Origin of the sequence: Stenotrophomonas sp. (assembly GCF_032099025.1) — a bacterium.
In the GTDB taxonomy this organism is placed as follows: Bacteria; Pseudomonadota; Gammaproteobacteria; order Xanthomonadales; family Xanthomonadaceae; genus Stenotrophomonas.
This window is the reverse complement of the sequence record NZ_DAMCID010000018.1, coordinates 1-16,062: the sequence shown is the minus strand read 5'-3', so window position 1 is coordinate 16,062 and position 16,062 is coordinate 1. Positions and strand designations below refer to the sequence as shown.

The following is a 16,062-nucleotide window of genomic DNA, read 5'->3' as shown; positions in this document are numbered from 1 at the left end:
TCGGTACCGGTCCGCGCCAGCCGTCAGCCGTCAGCCGTCAGCGGTAGGCAACGCGGGGTTGTCCTTTGTCATCCAGGAACTGGGCCCCCCGCACGGCCGATGCCTGCTGCACCGGCGTGCGCAACCGCGCCAGGCGCGCGCTGATCTCGTTGTCCATCTCCAAGCCCTGCCTGAAGTTTTTCAGGCTGGTCAGGCGCTGGGCGATGCGCTCGGTCTTGGCCTCGCCGACCCGTGCGGCGCGGGCCTCGGCCTCCTGGGTGACCCGTGCCCGGGTGGATGCGCGGGCCTGTTCCGTCGTCTTCTGGAACGCCAGCAATGCCGCGCTGCGCTGCAGCTGGTCGGCCGCCGCGCGCGCGGCGCGTTTGACCTCGTCGTCCGTGCGCCGGGCCGCCTCGGCAGAGGCACCGCGTTCAGCGCGCTTGCCCGCCTCCCTCTGCACGGTGCGTTGTGCCATGGTCAGCGCCTGCGCGCGGCGCCGGACCTGGTCGCCCAGCGCCGGTACGTCAACCTCCGGTGGGCCGGCCCGCGCGGCATCGGACACCATCGCCTGCACCGCGGTCACCGCCGTGTGGACGGCCGCGGTGAACAAGGTGTGGCGCGCCTCGGCGGACAGCGCCGGGTCGGCCAGGACCGCGTCACGGTATACCTGCCCGGCCCGCGCGATGAGCCGTTCGGCATCGTCCTGGCGCAGCGCCCACATGTCGCGTTCGTAGCGGTTGCCGGCCTCACGCTGCTGGGCCTCCATCAATTCGGCCGGGACCGGGTCGCGCGGCAGGCCGTGCTTCTTCAATGCCTGGGCCCACGCGGTCTCGACCGCCTGCGTGACCTGCCTGGACAGTGCATCGCGTTCGTCGCGGTGGATCAGCCCCACCGATGCGATGGCTTCCTGCCGCAGCCAATCCAGCTCCAGCGCGACCAGCCGCTCCGGGGCATAGGCCTGGCGCAGCGTTGCGACCAAGGGCTTCAGGGCCATGTGTTGCTGCTCGTGGGCAAGGCGGGGCTGGGCAATGCTGGCGCGCCCGCCCGGCAGGTGGCTGCGCGCCGCAAAGGCAGCGCGCGAGCGCAGCGATTTCACCTGCAGGTCGTCTGCATCCGGCCACAGCCCGCTGTGCTGCAGGCGCTCGACCCAGCCGCGCGAGGCGCTGTTGCGCAGCACCTCGGCGTAGTAACCGGGCGTGCCCGGATGCTTGGCGGTCAGCAGTTCGGTGCGCAGCTGCCGGGCAGGCACGCCATGCGCTATCAGCGTGTCCATCAGCTGGATGAAGGCGATCCCCAGCTGCGGATGCCGCTCCGACCAGGCGGCCACGTTCGGCGGGTAGGCTGCCTCAGGGGTGGGTGTCAGCAACAGCGCGGCCACGTCCGCAGCCGGCAGCTGACCGGCGTCGACCAGGCGGTCCATGACCATCAGCCAAGCATGGTTGGCCAGGAACGCCTCCAGGGTGCGCGGTGCGCGGCCCGGACCCCGCCGCAGCATGCGCTGCATGGGTTCATGCACCACCGGTGCCACCAGTGCAGCGGCGGCGGCGCGGATCAGCGACGGGCGCCCGTCCTCCCACGCGCGATCCAGCTGCTCCAACGCGTCGTGCAGCGCCTGCAGGCACTGGATTTCCGGGCAGGCGCCGTTGATGGCGGCAGCCGGTGCAGACGCGGGCTGCGCGGTGGGCGCCGCTTGCAGCAGGGCGGCGTAGGTACGCCGGACGTCTTCCACTGTGTCGGTGCCCGATCCGAGGACCGCCTGGAGGGCGTCGCTGACCTCGCGGCAGACACGCCCGGCGCGCGCTGGATCGGCCTGCATCCAGGCTGACATCTGGGCTGGATCGAAGCGCGCCAGCATGGCGTCGCGCCGGGCGACCATGCGTTGGGTCATGGTCGCCGCGTCCGGCCACGCCGATGCGTCAGCATCGGCTGGAGCCGGCCAGTGCCGCTCCAGCACCGTCGCAATGGCGGCTGCCGGCAACAGCGACAGGCGGTAGCCCATCTCGGCCAGGGTGTCGGCAACGCCGGGCGTGGGCGCCACCGGTGGCCGGAACATTGCGGCGATGCTTTCCGACTGGAAACCGTAGGGCCAGCGGGTGGTGTCATGCAGCGCACCGGGATCGTCGTTCAATGCATCGAACCGCGCCACACCGTCGGTAAACGCCGGTGGGATCGGAAACAACGACCCGGGCCGCTGCAGGATGGCCACCTCGCCACTGAGCTGCTTGGGCAGCATCTGGCCGGTGTGCAGACTCCGGAAGCCCAGCGGTCCGCAGGAACCGAAGTCCAGCGACATCCCCACGTGCTGGCCGTCGCGTTCGGTGTACCCGAAGTTTTCCAGCCGATAATTGAGATGGTCCCAGTTGTCCAGCCAACGCGACGCGATGTAGTGGCGCAGCTGCTCGCAGCGCATGGCCTCGGGCAGCATGCCGTTCATCGCCTCCAGTGCGTCAAAGCGCAGGCGGTCGTTGGCCGCGTGCAGGGCGGCGTCGGCCTCGCCCAGGGCCCACCATTCGACGCCCGCGTGGTGCAGCAGCGTGGCATTGGCCGTGATGGCCCCGGCGTGCTGCGCCTGCAGCGCCACATACGACCGTCGCGATGATGGTGTCGCCTCGGCCACGGCGGCCACGGCCGCGTCGCTCGCAAGGAAATCGCCCAGATCCTGGAAACCCGGGTCGTAGCGCGACCCCACGCCGTCGCCCGACGTGGGCAGGCCGGCGAGCGGCTCCACCAGCTCGGTATCCGGCGCCAGCAGGCCGGTGAGCTGGAACAGCTTTCCCGAGGTGACTTCCATTGCGCTGCTGCGACCGTCGGCGGTTGCCTTGACCCGCCACGCGTCCTCGCCGCGCATGACCACGACCGCCTTCTGGCTGCCCGCGCCCTGCCAGGGCGTCGCCTTGCAGCCGGTGAAGTCCAGGCTCGGTCGCTTTGTCGAGGCCGCATTGCGCACGTCGGATATCACCACACTGGGCGGTGTGTCGTGCAAGGCAGTGCTGTCGTCACCTGGGTGTGGAAGACACGGCAGCGACGCTCTCCTGTGTTCGATGCTGCTTATCAATTTTGGCGTGCCTGATTGATGGGGCACGGACACTACCAGCCAGCCCTGCCCTGCAGACCTCGGACTGGTTGCAAACCCGCGCGGCCGCCACTGCCGCAGGCCGTCCCTCCCCGGTCGCTGGAGGGCGCGTTGCGGGCGCCTACGGTCGCAGCTGGCGGGATCGCCGTACCCGCGATGTCGCAACCGGCAAGATGACGAGGGCGATCACGACGGCGGCCGTCCACATCTCCCAGCTGCCCAGCACGCCGGTCGGTGGCGTGCAGCGCAGCCGCAGCAGGTCAACGCTGCCGCCCGCGCCCAGGCATGCCGCCGCACGTTCGAACAAGGCCATCACCGGCGCCGCCCAGCCCGCCGACAGCGTCAGCGCGACCAGTGCAGTCAACAGGTACGGGATTCCCTTGTTCATGCGCGTGCTCCCAGCAGACAGCGCCAGACTCTGGGCGCGTGGCCGGGGTCGCACAAGCCGCACGCGACGAAGCGTGTGAAATCCGGTATGAGTCGGGGGACGCCGGGAGCGAATGGCGGGCGCCGGCACGGGAAAGTCCCGGCCGGCGCAGGTTCAACGCGTGAGCTGGACCTGCCAGCCCTGCCCGGCCGGTACCCAGTCGAACTCGACCGGCAGGAACTTTTCGATCAGCCGCGCGTTGCTGACCAGATGCTCGCTGATCGTGGCGGTGGTGAAGCTGCCGGCGCCGGCGAGTGCCATCGGCAGCAGCAGCTGGTCGGAGAGGTGCTCGGCCACGCAGCCGTCGCCGCGCAGGTAACGCTGCACCTCATCGGCCAGGCGCGCGCCGACCTGTTCGGCCGACACGCCACGCTCGCCATGGCCGCTGAAGACTTCCACATGGGCATCGTGGCGCACCTGCACAAGCGCCACGTTGCCCGGGCCCAGTGCAGGACGCACGCTGTGCACGTGGCGCGGATGCGGGTCCACGCCCAGACGATCGGCCAGCACCTGCAGCTCGCGCTGGCCGATGCTGCCCGACAGGCCGGACATCAGCACCTTGGCCTCGACCGACGCCAGGCCACCGCGAGCGTTGAACGCGCAGGGCTGCAACGTCGCGCAGGGAGTGACCTGCACGTCGAGCACGCCACCGCCGGCAGGGTGGAAGCCATGCTGCTCCAGCGTAAAGCCGACCTGCACGCCCATCCGCGCCAGCGCGGGCAGGTAGGCATCGGCGATGAAGTCCGCACTGGGCGCGAGCGGATTGTGGGTGCCGCCTTCCAGGCGCAGCGTTGACGGCGTGGCCGCCTGCCACAGGGCCGGCAGCAGCGTCTGCAATACCAGCGTCGCCGAGCCCGCGCTGCCGGTGGCGAAATGGTAGTCACCGCCCTGCACCGTGCCGGGTTCGAAACGCAGCGCGGTCGCGCCCAGGGATGCACCGTGCACGTGGGCACCGCCGATCCTCGCGGCAGCAGTGACGGCGGTGAGGTGCTGGCGCATCAGGCCGGGGCGACGACGACGGCCACGGATATTGCCCATGCTGAAGCCGGTGCCGGTGCACAGGCTGAGCGTCAACGCCGAACGCAGCAGCTGGCCGCCGCCTTCGGTTCCATCCAGTTCGATCATGTCCATGGTTCTGTCCTTTTCCTTCCCCCCGCGCGCGGCGCAGTGTACGCCGCGCGCGGCCAACCTCATCCCTTTACGCAGACGACCTGGCGCAGGGTGTGGACGATCTCCACCAGGTCGCGCTGCGCCTCCATCACCGCTTCGATCGACTTGTAGGCCGCCGGAGACTCGTCGACCACCTCGGCATCCTTGCGGCACTCCACGTGCGCGGTGGCCTTGGCGTGGTCGTCCACGCTGATCAGCTTGCGCGCCTGGGTACGGCTCATCACGCGGCCGGCGCCGTGGCTGCAGCTGTTGAAGCTTTCCGCATTGCCCAGGCCACGCACAATGAAGCTCTTGGCCCCCATGCTGCCCGGGATGATGCCCAGTTCGCCCTTGCGCGCACTCACTGCGCCCTTGCGGGTAACGAACACGTCCTTGCCGAAGTGGTGCTCGCGGCTGACGTAGTTGTGGTGGCAGTTGACCGCCTCGGCCGCGGCCTCGAACGGCTTGTTGATCACCGTGCGCGCCGCCGCCACCACGTTGCGCATCATGATCTCGCGGTTCAAGCGCGCGAAGCGCTGCGCCCAGTCCACCGCGAACACATAGTCGCCGTAGTGCATGCTGCCTTCCGGCAGGTACGCGAGGTCCTGGTCCGGCAGGTTGATCATCCAGCGGCGCATTTCCTGCTTGGCCAGTTCGATGAAGTAGGTGCCGATCGCGTTGCCCACGCCACGCGAGCCCGAGTGCAGCATGAACCACACGCGCTGCTCCTGGTCCAGGCAGACCTCGACGAAGTGGTTGCCGGTGCCCAGCGTTCCCAGGTGCTTGAGGTTGTTGGTGTTCTTCAGCTTCGGGTGGCGCTCGCAGATCAGCGCGAAGTCGTCCACCAGCTGCGACCAGCCATCAATGGCCAGTTCCGGCGGGGTGTCCCAGCTGCCCTTGTCGCGGCCACGGCCGACGGTGCGTCCATGCGGCACCGCCCGCTCGATCGCGCTGCGCAGCGCCGACAGGTTGTCGGGCAGGTCGCTGGCGGTCAGCGTGGTGCGCGCGGCGATCATGCCGCAGCCGATATCCACGCCCACGGCAGCCGGCACGATCGCGCCGATGGTCGGCACGACCGAGCCTACCGTGGCCCCCTTGCCGAGGTGCACGTCGGGCATCACCGCGATCCAGCGGTGGATGAACGGCAGGCGCGCGATGTTCTGCAGCTGCTCACGCGCGGCATCTTCCAGCGGCACGCCGCGCGTCCACAGGCGGATCGGGACAGCGCCCGGCTCTTGGATGACGTCGTGGTTGTGGGTGGTGTTGGTCATGTTGAACGTCCTGTCTATCCATCAAGAGGTGAAGCGTTGTGCGTGGGCCCTGCCCGGCTGGCCCCATTGCCAGCCGGGCAATCCCTGCGACATCCCTGTCGCCTTACAAGAGAAGCTCCCTGGCGGGAACAGCGCTCGTTGTGTCTTGCCGTATACAAAGCAATGGGCGTGCCAACTTCTTGCAGGAACACCCAACCTATTGATTGATATTTATTTGTTCAATTTTTCGACACCAATGCCGCAGGACGTGGCTATCAAATTGATATAGTTTTGGAGCGCTATTTATATGGAGATATACATGCAGAAGCGGCAGGTGGTGTTCGGCATGCTCGGCATCCAGCTCGATGCGGGTGAGGGCCCGGGTCGGTGGCAGAAATGGCGGCCGACCGTGGCGTTGGGCATGCATGAGGATTTCGTGCCGGACCGCATCGAGCTGCTGCTGGACGAGCGCCGCTTCGGCAAGCTGGCTGCGCTGGTCCGCGAGGACCTGGAACGCGTCGCGCCGGCCACCGAGGTCCGCCGGCACGACACCTACATGGCCGACCCGTGGGAGTTCGAGGGCGTATATGCCTGCCTGCATGACTTCCTGGCCGCGTATCCCTTCGCGCCGGAGGAGGAGGACTACTACATCCACATCACCACCGGCACGCATGTCAGCCAGATCTGCTGGTTCCTGCTGACCGAGAGCCGGCACTTTCCCGGGCGGCTGCTGCAGACCTCGCCACCGCGCAAGCAGGCCGTGGGCGATCCGGGCACCTATGCGCTGATCGACCTGGACCTGTCGCGTTACGACCACATCGCGCAGCGCTTCGCACAACAGCAGCTGCAGGACCGCGACCTGCTCAAGGGCGGCATCGCCACGCGCAACGACGCGTTCAACCGCATGATCGAGCAGATCGAGATCGTGGCCACGCGCTCGCGCGCCCCGATGCTGCTCACCGGGCCGACCGGCGCAGGCAAGAGCCATCTGGCGCGGCGCGTGTTCGATCTGAAGAAGCTCAAGCACCAACTGCCCGGTCGCTTCGTGGAAGTGAACTGCGCCACGCTGCGCGGCGACGGTGCGATGAGCACGTTGTTCGGCCACACCAAGGGCGCCTACACCGGTGCTTCCAGCGACCGTGCCGGCCTGCTGCGTTCGGCGCACCAGGGCCTGCTGTTCCTGGACGAGATCGGCGAGCTGGGCCAGGACGAGCAGGCCATGCTGCTACGCGCACTGGAAGACAAGCGCTTCCTTCCGGTGGGCAGTGACCGCGAGGTAGAGAGCGATTTCCAGCTCATTGCCGGCACCAACCGCGACCTGCATGAGGCGGTGCGACAGGGTCGCTTCCGCGAAGACCTGCTCGCCCGACTCAACCTGTGGACCTACCAGCTGCCGGGCCTGGCGCAGCGCCGCGAGGACATCGAGCCCAACCTGGCCTTTGAACTGGAGCGGTTCTCGCGCGAGCAGCACCAGCAGGTGCGCTTCAACGCCGAGGCCCGCGCGCGCTACCTGGCGTTCGCCACGAGCGCGGACGCGGCCTGGAGTGGCAACTTCCGCGATCTGGGCGCATCGATGATGCGCCTGGCGACGTTGGCGAACGCCGGGCGCATCCAGACCGAGGGCGTGGAGGAGGAGATCCGCCGGCTGCGTACGCAGTGGTCCGGGGGCGAGACGCCGTCGCTGCTGGAGGGCTTGCTGGGCGAGGATATGGCCACGCTGGACCGCTTTGATCGGGTGCAGCTGGAAGAGGTGGTGCGCGTCTGCGCGGCGTCGAAGAGCCTTTCGGCAGCTGGGCGCGAGCTGTTCGCGGTGTCACGCACGCAGCGCGCCAGCACCAACGATGCCGATCGCCTGCGCAAGTATCTGGCCCGGTTTGGGCTGGATTGGGAGACCGTCCGTAGAGCCGACTGTTAGTCGGCTGCTTGGCGTTGATCTGCGTTTGATTGGCCGGTAGAGCCGACTGTTGGTCGGCTGCTTTTGCGGCGTTGCTGCGTTGGCGTGTTGGCGTGTTGGCGTGTTGCCGTGTTGCCGACTAACAGTCGGCACTACAGGTCGGCACTACAGGTCGGCGCCGCGCCGCGGCTCAGGCAATCTGAACGACGCGCGCGCCCTGGCACAGCGGGTACGTGGCCAGCAGCTCGGCAATGCGCTCGCGCAGGGTCTCGAACGAGGCGCCATACAGATACAGCGCCGTCTCGCTCGGTCCCTGCCACCAGCTGCAGATTTCACCATGGCCGTCGATGCGCTCCACGATCTGGTCGAACACGTAATTCGAATCGCACTGTTCGTACACCTCATCCGGCAGGTTCACGCCGTCAAGGTACAGACCCAGCCCTTCGGTGATGCCGAACGGCAGGTCGGCCTCGCCCACGCGCTGGATCAGCGAGCCCTTGGGTGCGCCGAGCTGTTCGAGCAGCTCGATGACCTGCGCCAGCGCGGCGCCGTCGTGCAGCTGGATCTCCAGATCGCCGTACTCCACTTCACCCTCGTCGGACAGCGCGGTACCGCCCCCCATGATTTCACCGATGCCCGCCGCTTCCAGCATCGCGTCGAGCGGATCTTCGAACAGCTGCAGGCGGTGCTCGGGCTGAAGGTGGGCGTTGAGTTTGACGGTGATCGAGACGGGGGTGCTGGACATGGGGAATACCAGGAAATGGATGGATGGATTGTAGAGCCACGCCCTGCGTGGCTGAGGTGCCCGCAGACCGCGCAGCCACGCAGGGCGTGGCCCTACAGGTGCGGCGTTACCTTTTTCTTCAGCAGCTCGACGAGCGCCGGCGCCATGAAATCGTAGTCATCGGGGATGTCCAGGCAGATCACCCGCGTGCCGTTCAACCATTTCCGGTGGCGGCTGGACAGCCGCGTACGGTGCGCCCGCTCCATCACGAAGATCAGGTCCGCCCACTGCAACAGCTCCGGGCTGACCGGGACGTCGGCGTCGGTAGAGCCACGCCCTGCGTGGCTGCGCCCCGTTCGGCCCCGCGAAGCCACGCAGGGCGTGGCTCTACCAGACGAAGAGAACGTGGCGCATCATCCGTGTCGCGCCACCGTTACAGCACGGTCAGGTTGGCGTAGGCCATCACCAGCCACTTGCTGCCGGCCTCGGCGAATTCCACCTGCACGCGCGCGTGCGCGCCGCTGCCTTCGTAGTCGGTGACCATACCCTCGCCAAACCGCGCGTGGGTGACCATCGCGCCCAGCTTGAGCGGCGGCGCCTCGATCGCGGCATGGCCCATCACCCGGTTCGCGCCCAGCGACGCCGTGCGCGAGACCTGCACCTTCGGGCGCACTTCGTTGAGCAGTTCACGCGGAATCTCGCGCAGGAACCGCGATGGCACGTTGTAGTTTTCCTGGCCGTGGATGCGGCGCGACTCCGCATAGCTGAGCACCAGCTTCTGGCGCGCGCGGGTGATGCCCACGTAGGCCAGGCGGCGCTCTTCCTCCAGGCGCCCGCTTTCCTCCAGGGAACGCGCGCTCGGGAACAGCCCGTCTTCCATGCCGGCCAGGAACACCAGCGGGAACTCCAGGCCTTTGGCCGAATGCAGGGTCATCAGCTGCACGCCCTCCTCGCCCGCCTGGGCCTGGCCTTCGCCCGCCTCCAGCGAGGCGTAGGACAGGAAGGCGACCAGCTCGCTCATGGTCTCGCCGGTCTCTTCGATGTCGTCTTCGCGGCGGGTGAAGCGCGAAGCCACCGAGACCAGTTCGTCCAGGTTGTCCGCGCGCGATTCGGAATCGAGCGCGTTGCGGCTTTCCTTGGACCAGTGCTCACGCAGGCCCGACCGCACCAGCACGTGGTCGATGCGTTCGGCCAGGGTCATCTCGCCGGCTTCGGCGTGCAGCTGGTTGACCAGGGTCAGGAACCCGGCCAGCGCGTTGCGCGCGCGGGCGGCCAGTTCGTTGCCCTGCGTGGTCAGCATGGTGGCTTCCCACAGCGAGATCGCCTGGTGGCGCGCCAGACGGCGCACTTCGTCCAGCGTGCGGTCGCCGATGCCACGGGTGGGCGTGTTGACCGCGCGTTCGAACGCGGCGTCATCGTTGCGGTTGGTCATCAGCCGCAGGTAGGCGAGCGCGTCCTTGATTTCCGCCCGCTCGAAGAAGCGCATGCCGCCGTATACGCGGTAGGGCACCTGCTCGGAGATCAGCGCTTCTTCGAAGGCGCGCGACTGCGCGTTGCTGCGGTAGAGCACCGCGGCATCGCCGTAGCTGCCGCCATCGCGCACCCACTGGCGGGTGCGCTCGACCACGTAACGCGCCTCGTCCATCTCGTTGTAGGCCGCGTACAGATCGATCTGCTCGCCGTCGCCGCTGTCGGTCCACAGCTCCTTGCCGATGCGGTCGGGGTTGTGCGAAATCACCGCGTTGGCCGCGCCGAGGATGTTGGCGCTGGAGCGGTAGTTCTGCTCCAGGCGCACGGTCTGCGCGCCCGGGAAATCCTTCAGGAAGCGCTGCACGTTCTCGACCTTGGCACCGCGCCAGCCGTAGATGGCCTGGTCATCGTCACCGACCACGAACACGTGCCCGCTGTCGCCGGCCAGCACGCGCACGAAGGCGTACTGGATGGCGTTGGTGTCCTGGAACTCGTCCACCAGGATTTCGCGGAAGCGCGAGCGGTAATGGGCCAGCAGCGCGGGGTTGTCGCGCAGCAGCTCATGGGCGCGCAGCAGCAGCTCGGCGAAGTCGACCAGGCCGGCGCGGTCGCAGCGCTCCTGGTAGGCCGCATATGCCTGGCGCATTGTCTCCAGCCACGCATCGTGCGGCTCGGGCTGGATGTGCTGCGGGCGGCGGCCCTCGTCCTTCTGCTCGTTGATCCACCAGGCAATCTGCTTGGGCGGATGCTTGCTGTCGTCGATCTCCAGCTGCTGCACCACGCGCTTGACCAGCCGCAGCTGGTCGTCGGCGTCCAGGACCTGGAAGCTGTCGGGCAGCTTGGCCTCCTGGTAGTGCAGGCGCAGCAGACGGTGGGCCAGGCCGTGGAAGGTGCCGATCCACGCGCCGCGGCTGCCCTGCGCCAGCTGCAGGTCGATGCGGTGGCGCATCTCGCCGGCGGCCTTGTTGGTGAAGGTCACCGCGAAAATGCCATGGGTCGGCACACCGCAGACCTCGTTCAGCCAGGCGATGCGGTGGATAAGTACGCGGGTCTTGCCGGAACCGGCACCGGCAAGCACCAGATGGTGGCCGGGCGGGGCGGACACAGCTTCGCGCTGGGCGGGGTTGAGCCCGTCGAGCAAGTGGGAGACATCCATCCGCCCATTTTACGCCCTCCGCGCCATCGCTGCGTCAGGGTTTGCGACCGGCCGCCTCGTCGGCCAGGCGGGCGTCCAGATTGGCCCTGCCCGTCTGCGCGTAGCGCTGGCATCGCCCGGGGTCCACCAAGGGCGTGCCCGGGTCTCCGCGCAGGCGGGCGAACAGGTCGCTGGCGGCCGGGTGCGGGGAGATCTGGATATCACAGGGCAGCGAGGCCAGCGTGTCCAGGCCGCGGCGGAATGCGGCCACGGCGTCGGGGTGGTCGGCATAGCGGTACTGGGCGTCCGAAATGGCGCTGATGCTGTCGGTGTAGGCGAGGTCGTAGCAGCGATCGGCCTCGCAGGAACGCCAGGTCCAGCTGGTGCCGCCCGGGGTATGGCCGGGCGTGGCATGCGCGGTCAGCGCCAGTGGCCCGACCCGGACGGTGGCGTCATCGGCGATGACCTGCACCGTTGCGACGGCGGGGAATCCCTCCAACAGCTCGAGCTGCTGCGGGTCGCTGCGGTCGCTCCTGCCGGTGCGCAGGGTGGATGCGCCCGGCCCGCGCGCCAGCAGCGGCGCACCGGTCATGCGCTGGAGGTAGGCCAGGCCGGCGGCATGGTCGTAATGCTCATGCGAGTTGAGCAGGACCTTCACATCGTGGGGATCGAAACCCAGTGCACGGATGTTGGCCAGGATCAGCGGACCGGCCGGTTCGGTGGCGCCATCGATCAGCACATGCCCCTGGTCCGACGTCACCAGCACTGCCGACAGCCCGCAGGTGCCCACGTACCAGGTGTTGCCGAAGATGCGGCGCGGTGGGGCCCGATCGTTCCAGCCGTCCATCGCCGTGGCGTTCGCCGGGCACGCGGCCACGGCATTGGTGGCGCTGGCAGGCGCTGCGGTGCCCACCGTGGCGCCGGCGGTCGCCGACTGGCACGCAGCCAGCAGCAGTGCGGCGGCCAGTGCGCAGACGCGGTGGACATGAAGGGCAGGCGTCGCGCGGGAAATGGGCATCTGTGTCTCCGTGGTCGTGACAGGAGCCTAAGGCGGTGAGGATTGCCCTACCAACGCGAATTACGAAGTGCAGGCATGAGCCGGCGTTATGCCTGCACCGTGGGCAGCGCGCCTGCCGCCGCCTGCTGGGCCTGCACGCGCAGTTCGGGAATGGCCAGGCTTTCCCACAGCGTGCCGATGCGCAGACTGCCGACCACCTGGACGCCCGGCTGCGGCTGGCCCTGCGCGTTGAACAGGTGGCCGACAGCGTCGCTGTCCAGGCCCAGGCCGTGCGGGCCGGGACGCGCGTAGCCGTCGGCCAGCAGTTGCTGCAGCAATGGGTTGCGCATGGCCAGCGCGCGGGTTTCCACGCCCGTGGCGTTGATCACCGCGCCCACGCGCAACGGGTCCATGCCACCGTGCGGCCCCTGCGCGTGCAGCTGCAGGGTGCCATCGAGCACCAGCACCGTACCCAGCCGCGCACGGTGCCGCTGCAGCTGGCCGGACTGCTCCAGCGCCGCCAGTTGCGCGTGCACCGTTTCGGCGATGCGGTGGCGGTGCACGTCCCAGTAGCGCACCACATGGCGCAGAAAGCGGCGCTGGTCGACATCATCCAGCCCCTGCCAGAGCGCCTGCCCCAGCGGTCGGATGCGGTCCATCACACCCTGCCACGGCACGCCCAGTGCCGCCGCATCGCGTACATGCCCGCGCAGCGCGCGCATGCGGGCCCGCAACGGCAGGCCCAGCAGCGGCTGCGGATCGAAGCCGGCGACGCCGGCGTGGGCATGCGGCAGCGGCAGCAGCGCATGCCGTGAGATCACATGGATGCGGCCACGGTGCCCGGCGTTGGCCAGTGCCACCACGCTGTCGGCCATGCTCAGGCCCGAGCCGACGATGGCCAGGTCGCCCTCGCCAGCGAGCATGCGCACGCCGTCGTAGTCCCATGCGTCCACCACCCGCCCAGGCGGCAACGCTTCGGCGCCGGGCGCAGGCAGCGGGCGCATGCTGTTGCCGCATGCCAGCACCACCTGCCGCGCCTGCCACTCGCCGCCGTCGGCCAGCCGCAGGTGCTGCCGCGCCGCGGCGGGCACCAGCGCCATCACGGCCGCGTGCACCACGCGCAACTGCGCCGGGCTCTGCGCTTCGGCATCGGCAAGGCGCTGCTGCAGGTACGCGGCATACTGGCGGCGAGGCAGGTAGGCGTCGGCCAGCGCCTCACGCGGCATGCCCGGCACGGCGTCGGCCGCGAGCAGGTAGTCCACGAAGTCGGCGGGCGATTCCGGCAGGGCACTCATCTTGCCGGCCGGCACGTTGAGCAGGTGTTCCGGCCACGGCGTGGCGTAGGCAATGCCCTGGGCCAGGGTGGAGGCGGGTTCGAACAGCACGATCTGCACGGCCGAGGTGGCGCTGCGCAGCGCGTTGAGCGCCACCAGCGCACCGGCCGCGCCACCGCCGACGATGGCCAGGTCGGCCTGGAACATGGATTCGGAGTCGGTCATGCCCTGATTGTAGGTCATGGCCGCGCCGCGTCCTGTGCGCTACATCAGCGCATCGGCCAGGCGCGCGATGCCTTCACGGCTGCGCCGCCATGCCGCGCGTTCCCGCCACGCCTTCAGGTCCAGCTGGCGCGACTGCCGCAGGTAGTCGTCTTCAATCTGGATGAGCTGTCGCACCAATCCCCGGTCGTAGCAGAGCATGCCGATTTCGGCATTGAGCGCGAACGAGCGGATATCCAGGTTGATCGAGCCCACCAACGCGATGTCCTCGTCCACGGTGAGGTGCTTGGCATGCAGGAAATGCGGCTCGTACAGCGCGATGCGCACGCCGCTGCGCAGCAGCTCGTCGTAGTACGCCTCCTGTGCCCACGCGGTGAGGCGCTGGTTGCTGCTGGCCGACAGGATCAGCTGCACCTGCACGCCGGACAGCGCGGCGATGCGCAGCGCGCTGAGCGTGGCTTCGTCGGGCACGAAGTACGGCGTGACCAGCACGATGCGCCGGCGTGCGAGGTGGATCAACGCATTCACTGCGTCACGCGCGTTGCTGAAGGGATACGCCGGACCGCTGGGCAGCAGCTGGATGGGCACGTCATCGGCGCACACCGGCTCGACGGTCATCACCTCCAGGCGCTGGCCGGTTTCCATGTACCAGTCGCTGGCGAACACCGCCTCCAGGTGCGCCACGGCGGGACCGCGCACGCGGGCCACCAGCTCACGGTTGGGAAAGCCCGGCACGAACCCGGCCTGGGCCAGGTTCTGCGAGCCGATGTAGCCCACGCGATTGTCGATCACGGCGATCTTGCGGTGGTTGCGCAGGTCCATGCGCCCGCTGCGACGCCAGCGCAGGCCACCGGGCAGCATCGCGCGCACGTCCACGCCCAGCGCCTGCAGGCGGTGGCGGTAGCGGCGCAGGCCGCGCTTGGCGCCCACCGCATCGAGCAGCACGCGGCAATGCACGCCGCGCGCGGCGGCGCGCTGCAGCGCCTGGACGATGGCCTCGCCGACGGCGTCGTCGAACATCAGGTAATACAGCAGGTGCACGCGCTCGCAAGCCTGGTCGATGTCCTCGACCAGCGTCTGCAGCGACGCGTCGTAATCCGCCAGCAGCTCGACCGCGTTGCCGTGCACCGGCATGAAATCGCCCTGCCGTTCAATCAGCGGCACCATCTCGGCGGTGGCGGTGTCGGGCAGTGGCGTCCAGCGCAGCGGCGGCTGCAGCGCCTGTTCCTCACGGATCACCTGGGAGGCCTCGGCCTGGCGCTGCACGCGCTGGCGCGACAACCAGGGGTGGCCAAACAGCAGGTACAACGGCAACCCCAGCAGCGGCACGAAGCCCACGAGCAGCAGCCAGCTGCGCGCGGCACCCGGGGTGGTCCGGGTGGGAATCCAGAACAGCGCGGCCAGCCGGATCAGCCAGTCCAGCAGCAACAGCCATGAACCCAGCAGCCATTCGAACAGCATCGCGTCGCCCGGCAGGAGGTGTCACCCATTCTGCCATGGGCGCCGTGCACGGCCGCGCAGGCAACAAAAAACCCGCCATGAGGCGGGTTCTTCGTTGGCATCGAGCAATCCGGTGAGGGATTACTTGATCTTGCCTTCCTTGTACGGGACGTGCTTGCGCACGACCGGATCGTACTTCGAGAATTCCATCTTCCCGGGGGTGTTCTTCTTGTTCTTGTCGGTCGTGTAGAAGTGACCGGTACCGGCGGTCGAAATCATACGGACCTTATCGCGCTTGCCTGCCATGATCGTCTACTCCTCAGACCTTTTCGCCGCGCGCACGCAGCTCAGCCAGAACGGACTCGATGCCGTTCTTGTCGATGGTGCGCAGTGCATGCGCGGAAACACGAAGCTTGACCCAGCGGTTTTCGCTGGCAACCCAGAAGCGGCGCTCGTGGAGGTTGGGCAGGAAACGACGACGGGTCTTGTTGTTGGCGTGCGAGACGTTGTTACCCGTCTGCACTCGCTTGCCGGAAACTTGGCATACGCGGGACATTGCGCACCTCGATGAAAGTAAGTGTCGGCCCATAGCCCGGGCGACGGCGGCCTCGACGGTTTCCCGCCACACGTCATGAGAATCAAAGGGTTACGCTGTCGAGGGCAGGCCGGATGACGTGTTCCCGGCCGCCGATCCGGACAAATCCGGACACAGCGAGCCGCGCATTATGCACGTGTGGCACCCGCAAGGCAAGGGGTTATCCACAGGCGGAACCTGAATAGTGGTGCTGCGAAGACAGGCGCGGTCACGATCTTCGTTCAACTTCATCGCGAGCGTTGAGGGCCCCGCCGCGGCCGGCAGGCCCCTATGCAAATGTCCCCCGGCGTCGGCATGCGCCGCCGCCTCCTCCTTTACTTTGCCAGGGACCTACCGGCCGCGACGGGGCTCTGCCTGCGGTTGGCGATGGAAAAGCGGGGAGCACGGTGCAACGCCGGTGGGGCGAGTGCGGGGCCGCCATGCCCTTGCGGCG

General features: G+C 68.4%; 14 protein-coding genes. 2 read left to right on the top strand and 12 right to left on the bottom strand.

What is annotated here, in order from left to right; translation table 11 throughout:
* Positions 1 to 37 precede the first annotated feature (37 nt).
* The 4 genes from RT456_RS13425 to RT456_RS13410 all read right to left on the bottom strand — a co-directional run bounded on the left by RT456_RS13425 (position 38) and on the right by RT456_RS13410 (position 5,899).
* Complete coding sequence (locus tag RT456_RS13425) at positions 38 to 2,962, bottom strand: hypothetical protein (RefSeq protein ID WP_313347443.1); 2,925 nt, start codon at positions 2,960 to 2,962, stop codon at positions 38 to 40.
* Between the two features lie 211 nt (positions 2,963 to 3,173).
* Positions 3,174 to 3,440: a hypothetical protein gene (locus RT456_RS13420; RefSeq protein WP_313347441.1), complete on the bottom strand. Its 267-nt coding sequence runs from the start codon at positions 3,438 to 3,440 to the stop codon at positions 3,174 to 3,176.
* Between the two features lie 153 nt (positions 3,441 to 3,593).
* On the bottom strand, positions 3,594 to 4,610 hold the full coding sequence (rtcA, locus tag RT456_RS13415) for an RNA 3'-terminal phosphate cyclase (protein WP_313347439.1): 1,017 nt from the start codon (positions 4,608 to 4,610) through the stop codon (positions 3,594 to 3,596).
* A 59-nt stretch (positions 4,611 to 4,669) separates the two neighbouring features.
* Positions 4,670 to 5,899, bottom strand: a complete 1,230-nt coding sequence (locus RT456_RS13410) for an RtcB family protein (RefSeq protein WP_313347437.1) — start codon at positions 5,897 to 5,899, stop codon at positions 4,670 to 4,672.
* Between RT456_RS13410 and RT456_RS13405 the strand changes: the two genes are divergently transcribed.
* Both RT456_RS13405 and rtcR read left to right on the top strand, forming a co-directional pair.
* A complete protein-coding gene (locus RT456_RS13405; protein ID WP_313347435.1) occupies positions 5,898 to 6,167 on the top strand; it encodes a hypothetical protein in 270 nt (89 codons plus the stop codon). The genes RT456_RS13410 and RT456_RS13405 overlap by 2 nt on opposite strands.
* A 30-nt stretch (positions 6,168 to 6,197) precedes the next feature.
* Complete coding sequence (rtcR, locus tag RT456_RS13400; RefSeq protein WP_313347433.1) at positions 6,198 to 7,793, top strand: RNA repair transcriptional activator RtcR; 1,596 nt, start codon at positions 6,198 to 6,200, stop codon at positions 7,791 to 7,793.
* A gap of 169 nt (positions 7,794 to 7,962) precedes the next feature.
* On the opposite strand, the gene RT456_RS13395 is transcribed toward rtcR, so the two are convergent.
* The 8 genes from RT456_RS13395 to rpmB form a co-directional block, all read right to left on the bottom strand.
* Positions 7,963 to 8,517, bottom strand: a complete 555-nt coding sequence (locus tag RT456_RS13395) for a hypothetical protein (protein ID WP_313347431.1) — start codon at positions 8,515 to 8,517, stop codon at positions 7,963 to 7,965.
* Between the two features lie 92 nt (positions 8,518 to 8,609).
* Positions 8,610 to 8,870: a phosphotyrosine protein phosphatase gene (locus RT456_RS13390; RefSeq protein ID WP_313347429.1), complete on the bottom strand. Its 261-nt coding sequence runs from the start codon at positions 8,868 to 8,870 to the stop codon at positions 8,610 to 8,612.
* A gap of 59 nt (positions 8,871 to 8,929) precedes the next feature.
* The gene (gene uvrD / locus RT456_RS13385) at positions 8,930 to 11,122 is read right to left on the bottom strand and encodes a DNA helicase II (protein ID WP_313347428.1); all 2,193 of its coding nucleotides are present in this window, start codon (positions 11,120 to 11,122) and stop codon (positions 8,930 to 8,932) included.
* A 34-nt stretch (positions 11,123 to 11,156) separates the two neighbouring features.
* The gene (bla, locus tag RT456_RS13380; RefSeq protein WP_313347426.1) at positions 11,157 to 12,119 is read right to left on the bottom strand and encodes a subclass B3 metallo-beta-lactamase; all 963 of its coding nucleotides are present in this window, start codon (positions 12,117 to 12,119) and stop codon (positions 11,157 to 11,159) included.
* Between the two features lie 86 nt (positions 12,120 to 12,205).
* Positions 12,206 to 13,615: an FAD/NAD(P)-binding protein gene (locus RT456_RS13375; protein ID WP_313347425.1), complete on the bottom strand. Its 1,410-nt coding sequence runs from the start codon at positions 13,613 to 13,615 to the stop codon at positions 12,206 to 12,208.
* A gap of 21 nt (positions 13,616 to 13,636) precedes the next feature.
* Positions 13,637 to 15,055 carry a cardiolipin synthase gene (gene cls, locus RT456_RS13370; protein WP_313347423.1) on the bottom strand — a complete coding sequence of 473 codons (1,419 nt, stop codon included), beginning with the start codon at positions 15,053 to 15,055 and terminating at the stop codon, positions 13,637 to 13,639.
* 120 nt (positions 15,056 to 15,175) lie between these two features.
* The gene (gene rpmG / locus RT456_RS13365) at positions 15,176 to 15,343 is read right to left on the bottom strand and encodes a 50S ribosomal protein L33 (RefSeq protein ID WP_170272460.1); all 168 of its coding nucleotides are present in this window, start codon (positions 15,341 to 15,343) and stop codon (positions 15,176 to 15,178) included.
* Positions 15,344 to 15,353: 10 nt separating this feature from the next.
* Positions 15,354 to 15,590, bottom strand: a complete 237-nt coding sequence (gene rpmB, locus RT456_RS13360; RefSeq protein ID WP_313347422.1) for a 50S ribosomal protein L28 — start codon at positions 15,588 to 15,590, stop codon at positions 15,354 to 15,356.
* Positions 15,591 to 16,062 lie beyond the last annotated feature (472 nt).

Coding starts and splice junctions, on each gene's coding strand:
- RT456_RS13420 (WP_313347441.1), bottom strand. CDS start 3,440: ATGAACAAGGGAATCCCGTACCTGTTGACTGCACTGGTCGCGCTGACG.
- rtcA (WP_313347439.1), bottom strand. CDS start 4,610: ATGGACATGATCGAACTGGATGGAACCGAAGGCGGCGGCCAGCTGCTG.
- RT456_RS13405 (WP_313347435.1), top strand. CDS start 5,898: ATGTTGAACGTCCTGTCTATCCATCAAGAGGTGAAGCGTTGTGCGTGG.
- RT456_RS13410 (WP_313347437.1), bottom strand. CDS start 5,899: ATGACCAACACCACCCACAACCACGACGTCATCCAAGAGCCGGGCGCT.
- rtcR (WP_313347433.1), top strand. CDS start 6,198: ATGCAGAAGCGGCAGGTGGTGTTCGGCATGCTCGGCATCCAGCTCGAT.
- RT456_RS13395 (WP_313347431.1), bottom strand. CDS start 8,517: ATGTCCAGCACCCCCGTCTCGATCACCGTCAAACTCAACGCCCACCTT.
- uvrD (WP_313347428.1), bottom strand. CDS start 11,122: ATGGATGTCTCCCACTTGCTCGACGGGCTCAACCCCGCCCAGCGCGAA.
- bla (WP_313347426.1), bottom strand. CDS start 12,119: ATGCCCATTTCCCGCGCGACGCCTGCCCTTCATGTCCACCGCGTCTGC.
- RT456_RS13375 (WP_313347425.1), bottom strand. CDS start 13,615: ATGACCTACAATCAGGGCATGACCGACTCCGAATCCATGTTCCAGGCC.
- cls (WP_313347423.1), bottom strand. CDS start 15,055: ATGCTGTTCGAATGGCTGCTGGGTTCATGGCTGTTGCTGCTGGACTGG.
- rpmB (WP_313347422.1), bottom strand. CDS start 15,590: ATGTCCCGCGTATGCCAAGTTTCCGGCAAGCGAGTGCAGACGGGTAAC.